Origin of the sequence: Burkholderia sp. AU45388 (genome assembly GCF_030481585.1) — a bacterium.
Lineage (GTDB): Bacteria > Pseudomonadota > Gammaproteobacteria > Burkholderiales > Burkholderiaceae > Burkholderia > Burkholderia sola.
Genome location: NZ_JAUJPV010000007.1, coordinates 61,053 through 79,667, shown reverse-complemented (window position 1 = coordinate 79,667; position 18,615 = coordinate 61,053). Strand labels below are relative to the sequence as shown.

Annotated in this window: 17 protein-coding genes; 5 read left to right on the top strand and 12 right to left on the bottom strand. The window is 61.5% G+C overall.

What is annotated here, in order from left to right:
• The first annotated feature begins 141 nt into the window (after positions 1 to 141).
• Together hutC and QZM72_RS14700 are read left to right on the top strand one after the other, a co-directional pair.
• On the top strand, positions 142 to 837 hold the full coding sequence (gene hutC / locus QZM72_RS14705) for a histidine utilization repressor (RefSeq protein WP_069618629.1): 696 nt from the start codon (positions 142 to 144) through the stop codon (positions 835 to 837).
• A gap of 443 nt (positions 838 to 1,280) precedes the next feature.
• The gene (locus tag QZM72_RS14700; RefSeq protein ID WP_301738484.1) at positions 1,281 to 1,634 is read left to right on the top strand and encodes a hypothetical protein; all 354 of its coding nucleotides are present in this window, start codon (positions 1,281 to 1,283) and stop codon (positions 1,632 to 1,634) included.
• A gap of 40 nt (positions 1,635 to 1,674) precedes the next feature.
• Here QZM72_RS14700 and QZM72_RS14695 read toward each other — a convergent pair whose 3' ends face one another.
• The 4 genes from QZM72_RS14695 to QZM72_RS14680 form a co-directional block, all read right to left on the bottom strand.
• Positions 1,675 to 2,472 carry an alpha/beta fold hydrolase gene (locus QZM72_RS14695; RefSeq protein ID WP_301738483.1) on the bottom strand — a complete coding sequence of 266 codons (798 nt, stop codon included), beginning with the start codon at positions 2,470 to 2,472 and terminating at the stop codon, positions 1,675 to 1,677.
• A gap of 116 nt (positions 2,473 to 2,588) precedes the next feature.
• On the bottom strand, positions 2,589 to 3,506 hold the full coding sequence (locus QZM72_RS14690) for a LysR family transcriptional regulator (RefSeq protein ID WP_089469190.1): 918 nt from the start codon (positions 3,504 to 3,506) through the stop codon (positions 2,589 to 2,591).
• A gap of 264 nt (positions 3,507 to 3,770) precedes the next feature.
• Positions 3,771 to 4,016 carry a DUF3717 domain-containing protein gene (locus tag QZM72_RS14685; RefSeq protein ID WP_012338561.1) on the bottom strand — a complete coding sequence of 82 codons (246 nt, stop codon included), beginning with the start codon at positions 4,014 to 4,016 and terminating at the stop codon, positions 3,771 to 3,773.
• A gap of 265 nt (positions 4,017 to 4,281) precedes the next feature.
• Positions 4,282 to 5,817, bottom strand: a complete 1,536-nt coding sequence (locus QZM72_RS14680) for an amino acid permease (protein ID WP_301738482.1) — start codon at positions 5,815 to 5,817, stop codon at positions 4,282 to 4,284.
• 584 nt (positions 5,818 to 6,401) lie between these two features.
• On the opposite strand from QZM72_RS14680, the gene QZM72_RS14675 reads away from it, so the two are divergent.
• From QZM72_RS14675 to argG, 3 genes are all read left to right on the top strand, one after another.
• Positions 6,402 to 7,934, top strand: a complete 1,533-nt coding sequence (locus tag QZM72_RS14675; RefSeq protein ID WP_089469188.1) for a sensor domain-containing diguanylate cyclase — start codon at positions 6,402 to 6,404, stop codon at positions 7,932 to 7,934.
• Positions 7,935 to 8,105: 171 nt separating this feature from the next.
• Positions 8,106 to 9,176 (top strand): FUSC family protein, encoded by a 1,071-nt coding sequence (locus tag QZM72_RS14670; RefSeq protein ID WP_301738480.1) that lies wholly within the window; start codon positions 8,106 to 8,108, stop codon positions 9,174 to 9,176.
• Positions 9,177 to 9,494: 318 nt separating this feature from the next.
• Positions 9,495 to 10,832 carry an argininosuccinate synthase gene (gene argG, locus QZM72_RS14665; protein ID WP_301738479.1) on the top strand — a complete coding sequence of 446 codons (1,338 nt, stop codon included), beginning with the start codon at positions 9,495 to 9,497 and terminating at the stop codon, positions 10,830 to 10,832.
• 133 nt (positions 10,833 to 10,965) lie between these two features.
• Here argG and QZM72_RS14660 read toward each other — a convergent pair whose 3' ends face one another.
• The 8 genes from QZM72_RS14660 to QZM72_RS14625 all read right to left on the bottom strand — a co-directional run bounded on the left by QZM72_RS14660 (position 10,966) and on the right by QZM72_RS14625 (position 18,609).
• Positions 10,966 to 11,775 (bottom strand): hypothetical protein, encoded by an 810-nt coding sequence (locus QZM72_RS14660; RefSeq protein ID WP_301738478.1) that lies wholly within the window; start codon positions 11,773 to 11,775, stop codon positions 10,966 to 10,968.
• 90 nt (positions 11,776 to 11,865) lie between these two features.
• Positions 11,866 to 12,798, bottom strand: a complete 933-nt coding sequence (locus QZM72_RS14655) for a hypothetical protein (RefSeq protein WP_301738477.1) — start codon at positions 12,796 to 12,798, stop codon at positions 11,866 to 11,868.
• Positions 12,799 to 13,516: 718 nt separating this feature from the next.
• Positions 13,517 to 13,891 (bottom strand): endonuclease V, encoded by a 375-nt coding sequence (locus QZM72_RS14650; RefSeq protein WP_256979722.1) that lies wholly within the window; start codon positions 13,889 to 13,891, stop codon positions 13,517 to 13,519.
• 48 nt (positions 13,892 to 13,939) lie between these two features.
• A complete protein-coding gene (locus QZM72_RS14645; protein WP_144030133.1) occupies positions 13,940 to 14,794 on the bottom strand; it encodes a hypothetical protein in 855 nt (284 codons plus the stop codon).
• Between the two features lie 491 nt (positions 14,795 to 15,285).
• Complete coding sequence (locus QZM72_RS14640; RefSeq protein WP_301738476.1) at positions 15,286 to 16,110, bottom strand: Imm49 family immunity protein; 825 nt, start codon at positions 16,108 to 16,110, stop codon at positions 15,286 to 15,288.
• 915 nt (positions 16,111 to 17,025) lie between these two features.
• Positions 17,026 to 17,358 carry a hypothetical protein gene (locus tag QZM72_RS14635; RefSeq protein WP_256979707.1) on the bottom strand — a complete coding sequence of 111 codons (333 nt, stop codon included), beginning with the start codon at positions 17,356 to 17,358 and terminating at the stop codon, positions 17,026 to 17,028.
• On the bottom strand, positions 17,359 to 17,862 hold the full coding sequence (locus QZM72_RS14630) for a hypothetical protein (RefSeq protein ID WP_256979706.1): 504 nt from the start codon (positions 17,860 to 17,862) through the stop codon (positions 17,359 to 17,361). It lies immediately after the preceding gene.
• A gap of 354 nt (positions 17,863 to 18,216) precedes the next feature.
• On the bottom strand, positions 18,217 to 18,609 hold the full coding sequence (locus QZM72_RS14625; protein ID WP_089469180.1) for an SMI1/KNR4 family protein: 393 nt from the start codon (positions 18,607 to 18,609) through the stop codon (positions 18,217 to 18,219).
• Between the last annotated feature and the right edge of the window lie 6 nt (positions 18,610 to 18,615).

Here is an 18,615-nt window from a genome sequence, read left to right as displayed (position 1 = left end):
CCGCATGGACGCGCACCGGCCGAACAGGGATCATTCGGGGAATCCGGGCCGGCGCGCCCGCGAAACCGGTACACTCGGCGCCGGGCGCGCGCCGGATCGGCATTCGGCGGCGGCCCGCTGCCGACTCTGAATCGTGATCCCATGACCACACCGATCTATCAGGAAATCAAGGACTTCATCCTCGCGCGCATTCATGCCGGCGAATGGGCGGAAGGCGACCAGGTGCCGTCGGAGAACGAGCTCGCGCGCGAATTCAACGTCGCACGGATGACCGTGAACCGCGCACTGCGCGAGCTGACGGCCGAACAGGTGCTCACGCGCACGCGCGGCTCCGGCACGTACGTCGCGTCGCCGAAATACGAATCGACGCTCGTCGCGATCCGCAGCATCTCCGACGAAGTCGCCGCGCGCGGCCACGGCTATCGCGCGCAGGTGCTGCTGGTCGGCGCGGCCGTCGCCGACGCGAAGCTCGCCGACGAACTGCAGCTCGACACCGGCAGCCCGATCTTTCATTCGCGCGTGCTGCACTTCGAGAACGACACGCCCGTGCAACTCGAGGAGCGCTGGGTCAATCCGGCCTGCGCGCCCGAATACGCATTACAGGACTTCACGACGACGACGCCGAACCAGTACCTGACGCGCGTCGCGCCGTTGCAGCGCGTCGAATACCGGATCGAGGCCGCGATGCCCGATGCCGACACGCGCCGCCACCTGACGATGGACGACCGCGAGCCGTGCCTGCTGCTGCATCGGCGTACGTGGTCGCAGGGGCTGGTCGCGTCGGTCGCCAACCTGTGGCACCCAGGCAGCCGCTACCGGTTCACCGGGCATTTCTGATCCCCGCAGGCCGGCTCACGTCGCGCGCGATCGTCCCCAGCGTTCGATCGCACTGACGGCCCGCGTCAACCCATCCTCCTGCGCGAGGCGCGCACCGAGCGCCGTCGCGCTCGCCTTCGTCTCGCGCCGTTCGAAACGGGAGTTTCAGTCACTCGCGAAGCTGTTTATCGAAGGCGCGCAAGCGAAACGGCGACGCACGCACAAGCGCCCGGAAGGGCATCGCGTAAGCCAGCCAATGCAGCGCAGCGGGCGCGGGACGTAGCCAGCGCGTCGCACGTCGCACACACATTGTTACAACGAACGCACACTTTGCATGCCAAATTTCCCGCGCAGCAGTATGCTGATGCGGTACGGTTGCGCATTGTGCATCGGGCAATCCCGTAGTTTGCACGCGACACGCGCCGCCGTCTCGACCGCAATCATGCATTGCAAGGAGGGTTGTGATGGCTACCACGCATCAGCACTTCCACCTCGAACTCCGGCACGCCACCGCGCCGACCTACTTCATCAGTTACCTGTTCCCTGCGTTGCTGTTCGTCTACGAACTGCTGCGCGTCGGCCAGTGGATCCGCGATCACGGGATGCAATTCGTCGCGTTCAAGCAGATGGGCTACGAGTATCTGCTGATGCTGCTGTTCGTCGGCCTGCAAATCGTCGTCGAGGCGATCTTCCTGCTCGGCGCGGCGATGCGCAAGGATCATCGCGATTTCGAGCACCGGCTGCCGAACGTGATTCTCGGCATCGGTCTGTCGATCGGGCTGCTGGCGATCGACCTCGCGATCCAGCTTTCGTTCTGACGGCCGGCGGGCATACGCCCGCTGGCGACGTCGAGCGCGCTCAGGCGCCCGCGTCGCGCAGGAACGTCGCGACGGCGGCCAGCACGTCATCGGTCCGCTCGCGATGCGGCATGTGTCCGCAACGCGCGAGCAACAGGAACGACGACGGCCCCGCGACGCGCGCGGCGATCCGCTTCGGATGCACGTCGGACCCGTATTCGTCGTCCTCGCCGTGAATCGCGAGCGTCGCGCACTGCACGTGCGGCAGATCGTCGTCGAGATTCCAGTCGCGGAACGCCGGCGACAGCCACGTGTCGACCCACGCGTGCAGCACCCATTCGGCCTTGTCGCCGTGATAGCGCGCGAGCCGGTCGAGCTGCCCAGGCTCGTCGAACTGCCGCCCCGCGTCGCGAATGCCGGCCAGCGTGCGATCCTCGACGAACGCCTGCGCGGCGACCGTGACGAGCGCGCGGCAACGCGCCGGATGCGCGGCCGCACAGCCGACCGCCATCCCGCCGCCGACGCTGTGCCCGAACGCGACGAACGCATCGACGCCGAGCCGTTCCAGTACCGCGGCGAACGCGTGATCGGCCTCGTCGCGCACGAACGTCGTGCCGAGCTTGCCCGGATGACGGTCCGAACGGCCGAAACCGAGGCGGTCGTATGCGATCACGTCGCGTTGCGTCGCGCTCGCGAGCTGCGCGGGGAAGTCGCGCCACAGATCGACGCAGCCGAGCGAATCGTGCAGCAGCACGATCGGCGCGGCCGCATGCCGCGCCGGCCCCGCACGCCAGCGTTTCGCAAAGAGACGCCCTTGCGGCGTCTCGACGGTTATCTCCTCGGTCACGATATCGGTCATGTGTCGATCGTCTGCATGAAAGCGGCCGCGCGGCGGCGGCCGCATCGAATCCGGGCATGGCGGCCTGCCGGCGCGCGCGGCGTCAAGCAAGCCTAAGCCCCCTTTTGCCCCCGCGCTCACTCGGGCTGCGGCGGCAGGTACTCCATCTGCGCTTCGTCGTACAGCCGGTAGATCAGCGCCTGCATCGCGCGGATGTCCTCCGATTCGTCGAGCATCCGCATGCTCATGATGATCGGCGACACGAGGTTCGGATCGTCGAGCGGCTTGTAGCTGATGTCGTCGCGCTTGAGCCCGTACACGCTGTGCGGCACGACCGACACGCCCTCGCCCATCGCGACGAGGCCGAGCGCGATCTGCAGTTCACGCGTCTCGTAGATCTTGCGCGGTTGCAATGCCCGATCGTGGAAAGCCGCGAGCACCTGGTCCGCGTAGCTCGGGCGCGGCGCCTTCGGAAAGATGATCAGCGTGTCGTTGACGAGATCGTGCAACGACAGCACGGGCTTCGCGCTGTCGAGCACGTGGCCGACCGGCAGCGCGACGATCATCCGCTCCTCGCGCAGCACGACGCGCCGCACGCTCGGATCCTCATGGCGGATGCGTCCAAACCCGACGTCGATGCGCCCTTCCTTCAGCGCCTTGATCTGGTCCATCGTCGACATCTCGTGCAGGCTCAGCTCGACGGCCGGATATTCGCTGCGAAAGCGCCGGATGATCTTCGGCAGCATCCCGTACAGCGTCGAGCCGACGAAACCGACCGACATGCTGCGCTCGATCTTGCCGACGCGCTTCGTCATCGATTCGAGTTCGGTCGTCTGCGCGAGCAGCTGCACCGCATGCGAATAGAAGAAGCGCCCGGCATCGGTCAGCTTCAGCGGCCGCGCGGTGCGCTCGAACAGCGGCACGCCGAGCGCCTCCTCGAGCTGCTGGATTTGCCGGCTCAGCGGCGGCTGCGCGATATGCAGCCGTTCCGCCGCCCGCGTGAAATTCCGCTCTTCGGCCACCGCGACGAAGTAGCGGAGGTGTCTCAACTCCATGTTCGAATCCTCCCGGGACAGGCAACGGACGCTCATCCGGCACCGCGCGGACAGCGCCCGCAACGGTCGCCCTCGCCGGCCATCCGTACCGGCCTCCTCGATCGCCTGCTTCCCGATCCCGTCACGATACCTCAGCCGGCGCCGATCCCGGCTCGAGCAGCGTCGTGCTCGCGGCGACGTCCGGGGCCGCGCAAAGCAAAACGGGAAGCCGCGAGGCTTCCCGTTCGTTCACCGACGCCGCGCCGCGGCATCGTGCCGACCGCGTCACACCTCGGTCGCATACAGCGCGTCGCGCTGCTCGTGGCTCAGCGAGTCGAGCGGTACGTCGGGCAACTGATAGCAGATCATCGTGCCGTACAGCTCGGCCAGGCAGTTGCTGCCGGCGTCGAGCGCGTAGCCGTCCTCGCCGTCCGGCGCCGGCGGATACACTTCGCGCCACGCGTTGATCGCGGCTTCGATTCGCACGATGGAAACGGGTCCGGCCTTCCGCTCGGCGGGTGATGCGCTCATGAATTCCTCTGGGTTGCGCGCTCTGCAGGGCCATGCCGGCCCGGCTGGAGCGATGAAAACGCCGGGCGTCTCGCCGGCCGCCGCGCGCCGCGCGCGCCGGATGCCGATCCGCGCCGCGCCTGTCGCGCCGGCCGGGCCACGGCCCGGTAGGGTCGGGCAATATAACCGGCTTTGACCCCGCGCAGGCAAAAGCCGGGCAAAAAAAACGGGAAGCGCGCGGCTTCCCGTTTCGTCGCCCGTCACGCGGCAACCTGCCGCGCCGGCGTCAGCCCACGGTTTCGCGGTTCGCCACCGGCTGCCGCCGCGCGCCGCGATTCGCGGCGATCCACGGCGCGATCTCCATGTCCTCGTAGCGCACGAACCGGCTCTTCTTCAGGAACCGGAAGCCGAGCCACACGACGACGAACAGCGGAATGCCGACGTAGGTCGCGGTCACGCCGGCCCAGTCGATCCGGTTCGCGAGGAGCGCCTGGTAATCCTGGCCGAGCGCGATCACGAGGCACAGCACGAACGCGAACAGCGGGCCGAACGGGAACCACTTCGACTGGTACGGCAACTGGTCGAGCGAATAACCCTGCTTCACGTAGCCCTTGCGGAACCGGTAGTGGCTGACCGCGATGCCGAGCCACGCGATGAAGCCCGTCATCCCCGACGTGTTCAGCAGCCACAGGTACACGGTCTTGTCGCCGTACAGCGACGTGAAGAAGCACAGCGCGCCGACGGCGGTGGTCGCATACAGCGCGTTGCGCGGCACGCCGCCCGGCGACAGCTTCGCGAACACCTTCGGCGCGCGGCCTTCGGTGGCGAGGTTGTAGAGCATCCGCGTGGATGCATACATGCCCGAGTTGCCGGCCGACAGCACGGCCGTGAGGATCACCGCGTTCATCACGCCGGCCGCGAACGCGAGCCCCGCGTGGCGGAACACGAGCGTGAACGGGCTCACGCCGATGTCGGTCACGTCCGTCTTCAGCAGGTTCGGGTCGGTATACGGAATCAGCACGCCGATCACGAAGATCGCGAACACGTAGAACAGCAGGATCCGCCAGAACACCTGGCGCACCGCGCGCGGGATCGTCGTGCGCGGATGCTCCGATTCGCCGGCCGCGACGCCGATCAGCTCGGTGCCCTGGAACGAGAAGCCCGCGATCATCGCGACACCCATCAGCGCCGGCAGCCCGCCCGCGAACGGCGCGTCGCCGATCGTCAGGTTGCCCCAGCCGTTCGCCGGCGCACCCTTCAGAATGCCGAAGATCATCAGCAGCCCGACGCCGATGAACGCGACGACCGTGACGACCTTGATCAGCGCGAACCAGTATTCGGCTTCGCCGAAACCGCGCACGGTGAGCGCATTGAGCAGGAACATCACGGCGAGGAACGCCGCGCTCCACCATACGCCCGGCACGTCCGGAAACCAGTAGTGCATCACGAGTTGCGCGGCGACGAGTTCCACCGCGATGGTCACCGCCCAGTTGTACCAGTAGTTCCAGCCGAGCGCGAAGCCGAAGCCTTCGTCCACGTATTTCGCGCCGTAGGTCGCGAACGAGCCCGACACCGGCATGAACGCGGCCATCTCGCCGAGGCTCGTCATCAGGAAGTAGACCATCAGGCCGATCAGCATGTACGCGACCATCGCGCCGCCGGGGCCGGCCTGCGAGATCGATGCGCCGGACGCGACGAACAGGCCCGTGCCGATCGAGCCGCCGATGGCGATCATCGTCAGGTGGCGCGCCTTCAGCGCGCGATGAAGCTTGGGTGGGTTCGCGGACGAACCGGGTGGGTCGGAATTCGGAATGGCGGACATAAACGAGACGAACGTTGAGCGGGCCGGCATCCGTAGCCGGCGCATGCGGAATCGGAGCGCGGTGCGCGTCCTGCGATGCATTCGATGCGGCCCCGATACGCGTTGCGCGGCGGGCGCCTGCGGCGAAGCGCGGATTCTACCTGATTCGATAGGGGGCAGCCGAGGTTGCGCCGGCCGCCGCCACGCCGGAGATTTCGCGGAATCAGCGGGTTGCCGCACTGGCCGGCGTCGTTTTGCTTACCGTCGCAAAAACCACGATTGCCGTCGGGTCATTCGGTTTTCATTTCTCGCGAGCCGGCACTTCATACTGTCCCGATCCGCCGAATATCGCGGCAATAGGCAAATTCGACTGATGATTATGCGATTAATCAGACAAAAGACCGACACTGTTAACTGATTCAAATCAAGCCGCCGGCGCACCATGCGGTAACGATGCGTAATCGCTGCCGAATCGCGCTCTCCACATGCATCTTTTGCATGTGCACACGAAATGCCCGAATTCGCGGGATAATGACGCCTAATTCGAAATAATCCGCGCGCGGAACCGCCAACGATGCGAGTAGCCGCCGCCCGCTCCCCCGAGGATGAAGTCATTCCCGCTGCCCGCCACGCTGCGCCGCCATACCGCGTCGCTCGTGGCACGCATTCTGTCGCCCCGCGGCGTACTCGTGGCGGGCATCGTCCTGCTGATGTTCAGTTGGGGACTTTCCACGTCGCTATTAATCGAGGCGCGACGCGACGCGTATGACCATGCGGTCGAAAATGCGCGCAACCTGATGCTGCTGATCGAACGCGATATCGCGCGCAATATCGAACTCTACGATTTGTCGCTGCAAAACGTCGTCGACGGCATGGCCGATCCCGAACTGACGACATTGCCGCCGCGTCAGCGCCATCGGCTGCTGTTCGACCGCGCGGCGACCGGCGCCTATCTCGGCTCGATTTTCGTGATGGATGCGCACGGCAATATCACGATCGATTCGACCGATTCGCCCGCGCGGCAAGGCAATTTCGCCGACCGCGACTATTTCGCCGTGCATCGCGACCGGCTCGCCCCCGGCCTCTACATCAGCCGGCCGTACGCGTCGCGGCTGCGCGGTGGCGCGCTGACCATCGCGCTGAGCCGCCGGATCAACCGGCCCGACGGCACGTTCGGCGGAATCGTCGTCGGCACGCTCAGCATCGACTATTTCCGCGCGCTGCTCGACGGCATCGCGGTCGGCCGGCACGGCAGCGCGGCGATCGTCGAGGACAACGGCACGCTCGTGTCGCGCCTGCCTTACGACACGCGGGTGGTCGGCCTCGACCTGCACGATTCGCCGCTGTTCATCGACGCGCAGCGCAGCCGCCATGGCGAGCTGACCGGGGTCGGCGCCGTCGACGGCGTGCGGCGCATCTATGTTTACAAGCATCTCGCCGGCCTGCCGCTGATCGTCGACGTCGCGCCGGCCGAGATCGACGTCTACGCGTCGTGGCACCACCGCGCGATCTGGACCGTCGTGCTGATGGGCCTGTTCACGGCGTTCATCGCGTGGGGCTCGCTCGCGCTGTCGCGCGAGCTGAAGCGCCGGCAGGACGCCGAATCGAAGCTGTACCGGCTCGCGCACACCGATTCGCTGACGGGCCTCGACAATCGCGGCACGTTCGACACGGTGCTCGCGAAGGAGACGCAGCGCGCGTCGCGCAGCGGCCGCCCGTTGTCCGTGCTGTTCGTCGACGTCGACCACTTCAAGGCGTTCAACGACTACTACGGCCATCCGGCCGGCGACGACGTGCTGCGCCAGGTCGCGCAATCGCTGACGCGCAACCTGCGCCGCGACAGCGACCACGTCGCGCGCTACGGCGGCGAGGAATTCGTCGTCACGCTGCCCGACACCGACGCGCCGGGCGCGGCAACCGTCGCCGAAGGCGTCCGGCGCGCGATCGCGGGGCTCGACATCGAACACGTGAAGAGCCCGTACGGGCGCGTCACGGCCAGCATCGGCACGGCCACCGCCGCCGATGGCCGGATGAACGCGGCCGCGCTGCTGCGGCGCGCCGACGAAGCGCTGTACCGCGCGAAATCCAGCGGCCGCAACCGCGTGCTGGACGCGCAATCGAGCGCGGCAGACGCTTGACGCGATCCGCTCCGACCTGCCGCGTGACCTGATGCGGCCGCCCGCCGCCCGGCCCGGCGGCCCGGCGTGGACAGCCCGCGCGCGTTCGGCTAGCGTTACGTCTGCTGCGCATGCGGCGCGGCGCCGGCCCGCGCACGCCGCCGTGCGCGTTCCCGCCACTCCCGCTCCGTCATGACCGCCCCGCTCCCGACCCGCCTGCCGCCGCTCGTACGCCACGCGCTCCGCCCGCTGCTCGACCCGTATCGCCGCTACCGGCACGCGAAGCTGATCCACGCGGCGCGCGTCGCGCTCGCGATTCTCGTTTCGATCGCGCTGTCCACCGGGCTGAACGTGCCGCATGGCGAATGGTCGACGATCACCGTGCTGATCGTCGTCGGCGGGCTGCAGCACCACGGCAACATCCGCAAGAAGGCGGCCGAGCGCGCGCTCGGCACGTCGATCGGCGCGCTCGCGGGGCTCGGGCTGATCCTCCTCTACTCGTTCCTGCACGCGCCGTTCGCGATCTACCTGCTGATGGCCGTCGGCTGCGGTATCTGCGCGTATCACGCGATCGGCAAGGCCGGCTACATCGCGCTGCTGTCGGCGATCACGATGGTGATCGTCGCCGGCCACGGCGACAACGAGATCGTCGACGGCCTGTGGCGCGCGGTGAACGTGCTGGTCGGCATCGCGATCGCGCTGGCGTTCTCGTTCGCGCTGCCGCTCTACGCAACCTACTCGTGGCGCTACAAGCTCGCCGACGCGCTGCGCGCGTGCGCGGCCGTGCATGCACGGCTCGCGGGCGACCGCCACGTGAGCGACGACGCGCACCTGAAGGAAATGGCCGCGCTGAGCGCGCTGCTCGTGCAGTTGCGCTCGCTGATGCCGTCGGTGTCGAAGGAATGCGAGACATCGATGACGCAGCTCGAGGCGATCCAGCGCAGCCTGCGCCTGTGCATCGGTTATCTGGAGATCCTGTCGAGCGCGCTGCCGGCCGACGACGACGCGGCGGCCCGCGAATACATGCGCGTCGAGATGAAGGGCGTGCACCGACGCATCCGCGACACGCTGGTCGGCGCGAGCCGCGCGCTCAAGTTCGGCACGCCGAGCCGGCTGGCGCCCCGCCGCCGGCCGGCCAAGCCGCCGCACGACGCGCCGCCGCCGCAGTTGTCCGGCTACGTGTCGATCACGGCCAAGCTGGCCGGCGAAGTCGACCAGTTGCGCGAGCGGCTGCTCGATACCGCGCGGTCATGGAATATCTGAAATTCCGGCTTCGCGCGCCTTTCTTTCAAATAACTTTCCACGCGACAAGGCGACGCGCTCGTGACGGCGCCCCGGGTCGACCGTCGATCCGGCCCCGGAAATCCCGTCGCCGCCCGGCTCGCCGGCGCGTGTTTCGGCGGCGATGCAACGCCGTCCGGCACGGCGTTCTCCAGCCGGTTAACCGCCCGTCAGGCCCGCCGCGACAGGCGCGACGACGGTTCCGCACCAAAATCAGCCCTTGCCCCAACTTCCCGGACAGCCGATACTCGCATATTCCGCGAAATACGATCCCACCGGCTTCAATCCACGGTAATTCCTATGAGCACGATTCTCGAAAGCCTCCCGACCGGCCAGAAGGTCGGTATCGCCTTCTCCGGCGGCCTGGACACCAGCGCCGCGCTGCACTGGATGAAACTGAAGGGCGCCGTCCCGTACGCATACACGGCGAACCTCGGCCAGCCCGACGAAGACGATTACGACGCGATCCCGAAACGCGCGATCGAATACGGCGCAGCCGGCGCCCGCCTGATCGACTGCCGCGCGCAGCTCGTCGCCGAAGGCATCGCGGCGCTGCAAAGCGGCGCGTTCCACATCACGACCGCCGGCGTCACGTACTTCAACACGACGCCGATCGGCCGCGCCGTGACGGGCACGATGCTCGTCGCCGCGATGAAGGAAGACGGCGTCAACATCTGGGGCGACGGCAGCACATACAAGGGCAACGACATCGAGCGCTTCTACCGCTACGGCCTGCTCGTGAACCCGGATCTGAAGATCTACAAGCCGTGGCTCGACCAGACGTTCATCGACGAACTCGGCGGCCGCGCCGAAATGTCCGAATTCATGAACCAGGCCGGCTTCGCGTACAAGATGTCGGCCGAGAAGGCGTATTCGACCGATTCGAACCTGCTCGGCGCGACGCACGAAGCGAAGGATCTCGAAAGCCTCGAAAGCGGCATCAAGATCGTGAACCCGATCATGGGCGTCGCGTTCTGGCGCGACGACGTGAAGATCGCCGCCGAGGAAGTGACGGTGCGCTTCGAAGCCGGCCAGCCGGTCGCGCTGAACGGCGTCGAGTTCACGGATCAGGTCGAGCTGCTGCTGGAAGCGAACCGCATCGGCGGCCGCCACGGCCTCGGCATGAGCGACCAGATCGAGAACCGCATCATCGAGGCGAAGAGCCGCGGCATCTACGAAGCCCCGGGCCTCGCGCTGCTGTACATCGCGTACGAGCGTCTCGTCACCGGCATCCACAACGAAGACACGATCGAGCAGTACCGCGAGAACGGTCGCCGCCTCGGCCGCCTGCTGTATCAAGGCCGCTGGTTCGACCCGCAGGCAATCATGCTGCGCGAAACCGCACAACGCTGGGTCGCCCGCGCGATCACCGGCGAAGTGAAGATCGAACTGCGCCGCGGCAACGACTACTCGATCCTGAGCACGAAGTCGCCGAACCTCACGTATCAGCCGGAACGCCTGTCGATGGAGAAGGTGGCGTCGACGTTCTCGCCGCGCGACCGGATCGGCCAGCTGACGATGCGCAACCTCGACATCACCGATACGCGCGACAAGCTGCGCGTGTATGCGCAAGTCGGACTGCTGACGCCGGGTGAGACGTCGGCACTGCCGCAGATCAAGGGCGACGGCGACAAGTAAGCCAGTCGCTTTCGCGAGCAGCCGGGCGGCGTGACGACCGCCCGGCTGCATGCAGCACTTCCCTTCCCGCTTTTTCTTCAAGCACTGCCGGAATCGCCACGCGTATCGCGACGATCCTGCAGGCGCGTCAAAGTTATTTCGATGCCGCGGCGGTCGCGGTGGCCGCAGTCGTCGTCAATACCGTCGAAGCAGTGGAAGCAGCGGCAGCGGCCGGCGCCGGCGTACGCGCCAGATCCTGGCCTATCATGTCCGCGACCGACTTCTCGCACGACTTGATCCCTTCCACCGACTTGTCGAAATTCTTCTCGAGATCGCTGAAGCTGCCGTACGTGTAAGCGAAATCGCTGTCGATGTGGACGCTGTTCGCCTTGACGTCGTAGCCGCACGCGAACGTCTTGTAATAGAGGTCCTGCTTCGTCTTCGCGTCGAGAATGCGCGCGCGGATGACCACCCACGGGATGTAGTCGGGCTGGCTTGGCGGCGAGATATAGCCGAACGACGAAAACCACACGTTCATGATCGCATCCGCGTCGGTCTGGATCGCGGAGTAGTCGTCCGACTTGCCGTCGTCGGCGAGCTTCACCTTCTGGCCGTCCAGCTTCACGACCTGATAGCCGTTGCCGGCGAGGCGGCCCGCCACGCCTTCCGCGATGTCCGGGGCGAACACGATCTTGCTGGCCGCCACGTGATCCGTGTACGTGCTCGTATGGCTCGCGTTGACGGCCACTTGCGCGAGCGCGCCGATCAGGCCGAACCCGCCCGCCGCGCCGCCGAGATTGAGGACCGAGACACGCTTCGGCTCGGTGACGTCGAGCATCGCGATCGAATGCAGCTTCTGACGCGCCTCGGGTTTCATGTCGGTATTCGGCAACGTGGCGCAGCCGGACAGCAGCGTCACGAGCAGGCCGCAACCGACCAGGGTGGCTTTGGATGAGTTCTTCATTGGATCAGTGGCTTTCGTTGTTGACGGAACGTGTTCATCGGGCCGCCACACGCGGCGCGTCGAAGCGCCGTGTGCGGTGCGACCGTGCGTTTATTGTTTGATCACCTGACCGTACGCGATGAAGCTGTAATCAGCCGCGCGCAGCACGTAGAGGATCGAGCGCTTGAAGCCGTTGGTTCCCGTGATGGGCACGAACATGATCGCGGCGCTGCCCGACAGCGGAACGCCGGCCGGAAGCTTGCAGCCCGTCGACGCCGAGGCCGTCACCGTCATGTCGTACATGTTCTGGTTCGAGCCAGACGTGGAAAGCAGCAGCGTGCCGCTCAAATTGCAACCGCTCAGCGTGCCGGTCAGCGTACCGCCCGATGCGATCGCGAACGATGCGTTGGTCGTCGCCCACGTGCCCACCACGCTGTCCTGCGTGACGGCAAGCGCGTTTGCGGCGTTGTAGGTCCACGTGAAATTCGACGCCGTACCGTTGCGGCTGATCGTGCCGGACAACGTCTGCTGCGGGCTGTATGCGCCGGAGCCCGAATCGATCTTCGTGACGGTGCCGCTCGTTCCTGCAAAGTTGATACCCGGCGCGATCGACCACGTCGAACCGTTGACGGTCAGGGTCGTGAAATCGTCGGACATCACGAACGATCCGAGCAGATTGAGCGTGCTCAGGTTGTTGTGCGGGTCGATCAACGCGATCGTCGAATAGCCGAGGTTGCCGGATGCCGACCAGATCCCGATCGGGCCGGTCGCCGTTGCGGCCGTCGAACCGGCTTGCGGGTTCGTCAGGCTGGGCAGTGCCTCGCCGACCGTCACCGGCTGCGACGATGCGACGGGGGCGCTTGCGGGGGCTGCTGCGAGCGGTGTGGACGCGACGGCCGGTGCGCTGGCTGCGTTATTGGCGCCGCCGGTATTGGAAGGCGTGCCGCTGCTTGCGTTCGACGAGCCGTCGCCGCCGCCGCAACCGGCGACGACGAATACCGAAATTGCAGCTGCGGTCAGCAGACAAAGGGAATGCTTGTTCAATTCAATCCTCGATTTTTTTGATGCGTTTTTTTAGTGGTCTAGATTCGAATCGCGTTACTTTTCAGGTGGGTTGTGTGGGCCTCCTCGAGCGACGGTGAATGCTTGGGTGATGTGTTGGGGAAGCGCGATGAGGGACGCGTCGGTTGCCGGATATTCGGCGCGACGGGTACGAGCGTGGAGATGTGGTCGTGCGGGAACGCGCACGCAACGGTGAGAACCGCGTGCAGCAGCAGGCATGCCGCGGCAAGGCAAAGACACAGCGCGCGCCAGCCCCCGGTGCCTGCGCGCCCCATCGAATCGGTGCATCCCATCTTCTGATACTGCGCACGGCTTCGCCGGCCGGCGCCCCCTCGGTTATCTGGTCGTGTGGTTTGGTTGTATGGCTTTGGTAATACTTTTTTTTAGCTACCGAGGAAGGTAACGGCAGTGGGGGGGATTTCTTTAGGGTGGTTTATCGAGGGAGTTTTCTAGGGGCTTTGTCGCTCGAAGCATTCCCGTTCTCGCCCGGACGCGGGGTCAGGCGATGTGGTTAATCCGCGTGATCCCGGACGAGCCGAGCATCCTCACGGATGCGTCGTGAAGGTGGTCGCTCACAGCGGTCGGTGCTTGGCACCGCGGGCCAACGCCGTCGAACCTCGCTATCACGAGTTCACTGAATCTCGGGAGAGTCTATCAGTGGCTTTGATCAGATCCGGGATTCTAAATTTCCCGACCATTTTCATAATATTGCTCTTCGCCGACTCCAAATCGATTCCGACAGCAGTAACAAACAGTGGCTTCGAACTTCCACCACGCAAAATTTCTGCGTTTTTGGGGTTCCCACGAATTTCGTCTTTGCAACGCCAATCACCGGAACCTTGCCACGAAGGTGTTGCCACAACCGCATACCGACGCCTGGATACTCGTCGGCGCCAAGCGTCACATAGCCATCGACGACGATACATTCGAGCGGATGCTCAATATACCTCAGCAACTCGATGATAAACGGCAATTCACGCAAATAGAATTTTCCGGGGATGTAGCTCGAGAGTCCGTCAACTGCAGCCGTCAGCCTTTCTGCCACCACGCTACTTTCCCATGATTTAATCATTATTCCTGCGGCATGCGCACTGCCCCCTGTAGGAAACGTCGATAATTAAAATCACATTACCTCGCGCCCATCCACAAAAACCTTAATGGATAACCCGTGCTGTTTCACAAATGACCCAACATCAAGGCACTCGCCATTTCCGTGCTTGATTCCTCTTAACTCAACCCCATCCACATGCAACTCCTGCAAATGCAGAAGATCAATCAAACTCAAAAAATTCACTCCTACATTTATCAACCTCAGCACAGAAACTTTTTTCAAAACACCACCATCCATCAAATAGCAAAAGAATTCACCTTCAATATCCCCTCCGAATAAAGTTAGATCACTCGAGATCTTCAGTCTCTCGATATCATGAATATTAGAAATAGGAAAAAATCGAGCCTTTCCTGCTATCCGCGGAACGGCTTCCAGAAAGCCATTACAAGCACTCAAAATTACGAGCTCCCCATCCTCGGAAAAGCGCATCCCGCCATAAAACTCGGAATTGGTCGTTACATCTACACTCTTCAATTCACCGGACGAGTACCACTCATAAACCTCGCCAAACTCCTCATTAGGAATATCAAAATAAACCATCTGACCGGCCTCGGTCCACCTGGCCTCTGAATACACGATGCCATTCCGCAGAAAGACTTCCCGCGTACACGCCCCATCATCAAATTCGTATCCGATTCCACTGAATGGATGCCCCTGATACAACGGCACCTCGTAATCAGACAGCATTCCGGTGAGATCAACCTGGTCAAGTTGATCACCAGGGCTAGCGCAAAGTGGATGATACCCCCCCGCCTCGATACCATTCGCCAACTCTATCGCACGCACCTTCTTATCCTGCGCAATTTCGAAGCCAACTCCGGAAAATTCCCTTCCCAGGAGGAAATACCGTCCACCCTTCAGTTCCATCAACTCAATCTTTACCCGATTCAATTTTATTTCCTCCCGGTGATGACATTAGCCTGAGGCGGAATGATCCCACTGCAATTCTTACATGCCATGAATGCGCCCCCTTGGTTTCCGGCCGCACTGCTCGGTCCCAGCTTAATGGTTGCAATACTGACATCGGCTAGGTTCAGCGTGGCCGGATTCGGCGAGTTCAAGCAGCGGCATTGTTCAACTAAAGCAACCGGGGCCGTTCTCCGAGATTGCAATAGCACGAAGAAATCAGGCAGGTCACTTCGACCAATTGAAGAAGGTCTATTCGGACGGCAGGCGGGAATTCACCCTCTGTCGTCATCAATGTCGCAGCTGTCGATAATGCGTTGGACAAATGTTGTGGAATGCGCATCGCTTGCTTTGACTCTCCGCGGCCAACGGCATCAACAATACTGAAAGACCAACTGGGTTTCAAATTCATCTTGAAAATCAGACGATCCATCAACGAAAACAAAACCCGCTCAAATCATATATTTCGACATAAACTCGAATTCATCGACATATGCCTTCGGCCCAATTTCCGACATCCACTCCTTTGGTACGTATGCACTATCAACATCCACCTTATAACCATTCCGCCAAGCAAGCTTGCTATAAATAACCGCTGAAGCACAAATTAAGTCGGCAAAAAATCCTCCATCCAGAGATGCACGCTTGCAAATTGATTTCGGCGAAACCAATTCACCAAGCGCGACCTCCATCCCATTAACGTCCCCCTCCGCAAGTGCCAAATAAAATCTATGATCGACCAGAAATTTTCTCCCCCTACCACCCCTTGGAGGATTTGAAATCGCTCTCTCGCAGCGCTCCCTCAATACGTCCCAATCCCCACGCAGCGCAACAAAAAACTGCTCCATCCAAAAATCAAATACATTATGGTTATTTATTCTCTTTACGTCAAATTCAGAATCAATTCCACCATACCAATTAAGCAACCCCTCGTGATCCGAAATCAAATAATAAATACCATTAATCGCCCTGCGTTCGTATGCCAACGCACCAATAGGCTCATTATATTTCGACTTCGAGAGAATATACTCCAGCTTTGCACGGACATAGAACCATTGCTTGAAGGCCGCAATATCGCCGGTCTCGAACCATACCGAAATTGCCGATGCCTCCGCATAACTCATTAACGTGCGCAGACATCCGGATGGATCACCCAAATCACCTTCTATATTGGCAATACAATTATCCACCACACCACTCGAAATATCGAACGCACGCCTCTCCAAGACATGATTCAACCGATTAGCCGCTTCCTCGGTAGTTGGAATTTTTTTCACAAATCTGTCCTTCAGTCTTCTTTCAATAGCACAATCACCAATTTTCCAGTCACCTCATTTACACCAGCAACTGCCATGAAAATTTGCTCATTGCTTCAGGCAACTCTACAGCTCGTTCATTACCGTTCTCCTCAGCAACTGGAGAAGTTACTCCTTCGCCGACTCGCAGACCGAACCAAATGGTGCGACTCGCATCCAAGAAGGATGCTTCATCAATGTAATCGGTTCGCCCAAAGGGCCGTATCCACAGTATCCACACATTGCTTCTTTCAGATAAAGAAAAGCCGAAGTACTCGCGGAGTAGTGAGCCAAACTGAATTTTTTAAAAACCGGTTTTCCAGACAGTCAGATAGAGATCTGCAAAGTCAATTTCCCGCTTGAAATTGCGACCCAACCACTCCTCAGAAAATCACCACTTTCCTGCCGTCTATTTTTGATATCCGAACGTCACAAAAACCTCCCGAATTTCATCATCACACATCACCCGTGCCGGCACCGACACATCACCAAACTCCCTCTGCAATTTCATATTCCAGCCATCGACGATCAATTTTGCGAGCTCGGCAGCCTGGCCGGTATCAAGGTCATCAAACGTCCCGGTTATTTCAAGCAGATTTATTCAGAACTGAATCTCATGAATGGCCCTCCCTTTGCTCAACAAACCCTCGCACTCCTCATCGCTTAACAATTCAGAAACAAATACCCCACCGCCAACAATCCTAAAATTCGGGAGGATTAATTTTTCACAATGAAAGGCGAAGTCGTACACCAGCCCATGAGCCTTATAGACGGCATTCACGTAGTCAAGTCCAGAAACACGACCTGACGGATTGGCAGCAACAAATGAGGCAAAGTCGAATGACTTGTCGTTATGGACGAGCTATTCGTCGCTATCACCTCGTTCCGAGTTCTTCACTAGCCCGAGACAAAATGCGGTCGTTTTACGTTCGGCATGTCATCGTATGCTTTCAGGACGGTTTGCAACGGTGTCAGCGATGGGTCGCGATTCCCGTAGACGATCTTGAGCCACGTCGCACCGCGTATGAACTGCCCCGCACCGAACCATTTCGATTCGAGGTTCGCCTTCAGCATACGTCGGCCCGCTTCGAACAAAGCATCGGGCGTGTAAGCGTTGGCGTGAGCGACCTCGGGACGGCAGCCATATAGACACAGGGCATAGGCATACTCGCGTGGCTTGAGCGTCTTCGCAAGACTGGGAGGCTTGTCGTTGACCCAATGTTCGTACATCTAGATACCGTTTTCGAAGCCCTCCATACCGTCCGGCATAGCATCGTCGCCCGTTTGATAGGCGAACGCCATATAGTCATCAAGGCCATCTCGAACGATCTCGTTCATTGGCCACGGGCGGGCTTCATTGCGCCAGGCGGCCTCTTCGAAGATTCTCGCGCTCTCCCACTCGGCACTGTTCCAGCCGGTATCCATCCACTCGGCGATCGCTTTCGCCCAATGCAACGTAACTCGATGAAGATCTCTGTTCACCCCGAAATCCTCATCCAATGCAATTGCCTTTTCAATCCAACTAAGCGAACGAGAGATTACTGGGGTAGCCTCCTCAGCCAAGCCCACCAGCCATGCCCGAACCACATCGGACATGTTGTGCGCAGCAATGTTTCCGATCGGTTGTCCGTCCAGGAAAACGGTGCGCATAACTCGGGGAAGAGTTCCCTCAATCATCACCTCTCTTGTACGAACTGGATCAAAGAACACACGTGCCTCAACAAGGTTTTCCATTTCAGAACCAAGTATGAACGGGAGGTCTTCCGCCCGACCGGCTTCAGCTACATGCCGGAAATCGTGCCGGATCGGTCCGCTGATTCCGTGTGTGCTGCCCGCCTTAGAACGGTACGTTGATCGGTGGCTGATCCGCCAACAGATCAGGTGCACCACACGTCGGCCGGCAACGCTTCGCCTAACTCCTCTCTTTTAATTCCCGTACAATTCTATTCCAATATCGAACCGCCTCGATATGCTGCCGCCTCGTGAGCCACACTTTATTGGAAATATCATTCGGATTTCCACCAACGATAACGGGCTTCACATCGAATAATTCCATTCCCAATGGACGCTCCTCGTATCTTCGCGATTTCATTGTGGCGCCCCCGACAGTAGGGTGGTAAAGCTGTCCGCTATCGGTATAGCATCAGCGAGATCCATGCCGATGAATGGAACCTGGACAATCCGCATCGAACTGTCCCGAGTATCAAACGCATACGCCTCACCACCACCATTGGAACCGAAGAGAAGCAAGCCTGGCGCATAGTCAGCAACCTCATATTCCATATTGAAGGTAGCGATATCTTCCGCTTTCCACAGCATAAGATATTCGCTCTCAATGAATCCCTCTCCTCCGTTGTGACTTCTCAGGAACGCCAAGTAGTCATCGGGAAGAGAAATCGCGACCATAGCCATCAATTCTGAAATAGCTTGATCCGACGCCCCTTCGTTCCAGCTCCAATTTACCATTCGCTTACTATCCATGATCTC

Coding starts and splice junctions, on each gene's coding strand:
- QZM72_RS14690 (WP_089469190.1), bottom strand. CDS start 3,506: ATGGAGTTGAGACACCTCCGCTACTTCGTCGCGGTGGCCGAAGAGCGG.
- QZM72_RS14625 (WP_089469180.1), bottom strand. CDS start 18,609: ATGGATAGTAAGCGAATGGTAAATTGGAGCTGGAACGAAGGGGCGTCG.
- QZM72_RS14675 (WP_089469188.1), top strand. CDS start 6,402: ATGAAGTCATTCCCGCTGCCCGCCACGCTGCGCCGCCATACCGCGTCG.
- QZM72_RS14630 (WP_256979706.1), bottom strand. CDS start 17,862: ATGGAAAACCTTGTTGAGGCACGTGTGTTCTTTGATCCAGTTCGTACA.
- hutC (WP_069618629.1), top strand. CDS start 142: ATGACCACACCGATCTATCAGGAAATCAAGGACTTCATCCTCGCGCGC.
- QZM72_RS14645 (WP_144030133.1), bottom strand. CDS start 14,794: ATGGAACTGAAGGGTGGACGGTATTTCCTCCTGGGAAGGGAATTTTCC.
- QZM72_RS14680 (WP_301738482.1), bottom strand. CDS start 5,817: ATGTCCGCCATTCCGAATTCCGACCCACCCGGTTCGTCCGCGAACCCA.
- QZM72_RS14685 (WP_012338561.1), bottom strand. CDS start 4,016: ATGAGCGCATCACCCGCCGAGCGGAAGGCCGGACCCGTTTCCATCGTG.
- QZM72_RS14700 (WP_301738484.1), top strand. CDS start 1,281: ATGGCTACCACGCATCAGCACTTCCACCTCGAACTCCGGCACGCCACC.
- QZM72_RS14670 (WP_301738480.1), top strand. CDS start 8,106: ATGACCGCCCCGCTCCCGACCCGCCTGCCGCCGCTCGTACGCCACGCG.
- argG (WP_301738479.1), top strand. CDS start 9,495: ATGAGCACGATTCTCGAAAGCCTCCCGACCGGCCAGAAGGTCGGTATC.
- QZM72_RS14635 (WP_256979707.1), bottom strand. CDS start 17,358: ATGTACGAACATTGGGTCAACGACAAGCCTCCCAGTCTTGCGAAGACG.
- QZM72_RS14695 (WP_301738483.1), bottom strand. CDS start 2,472: ATGACCGATATCGTGACCGAGGAGATAACCGTCGAGACGCCGCAAGGG.
- QZM72_RS14660 (WP_301738478.1), bottom strand. CDS start 11,775: ATGAAGAACTCATCCAAAGCCACCCTGGTCGGTTGCGGCCTGCTCGTG.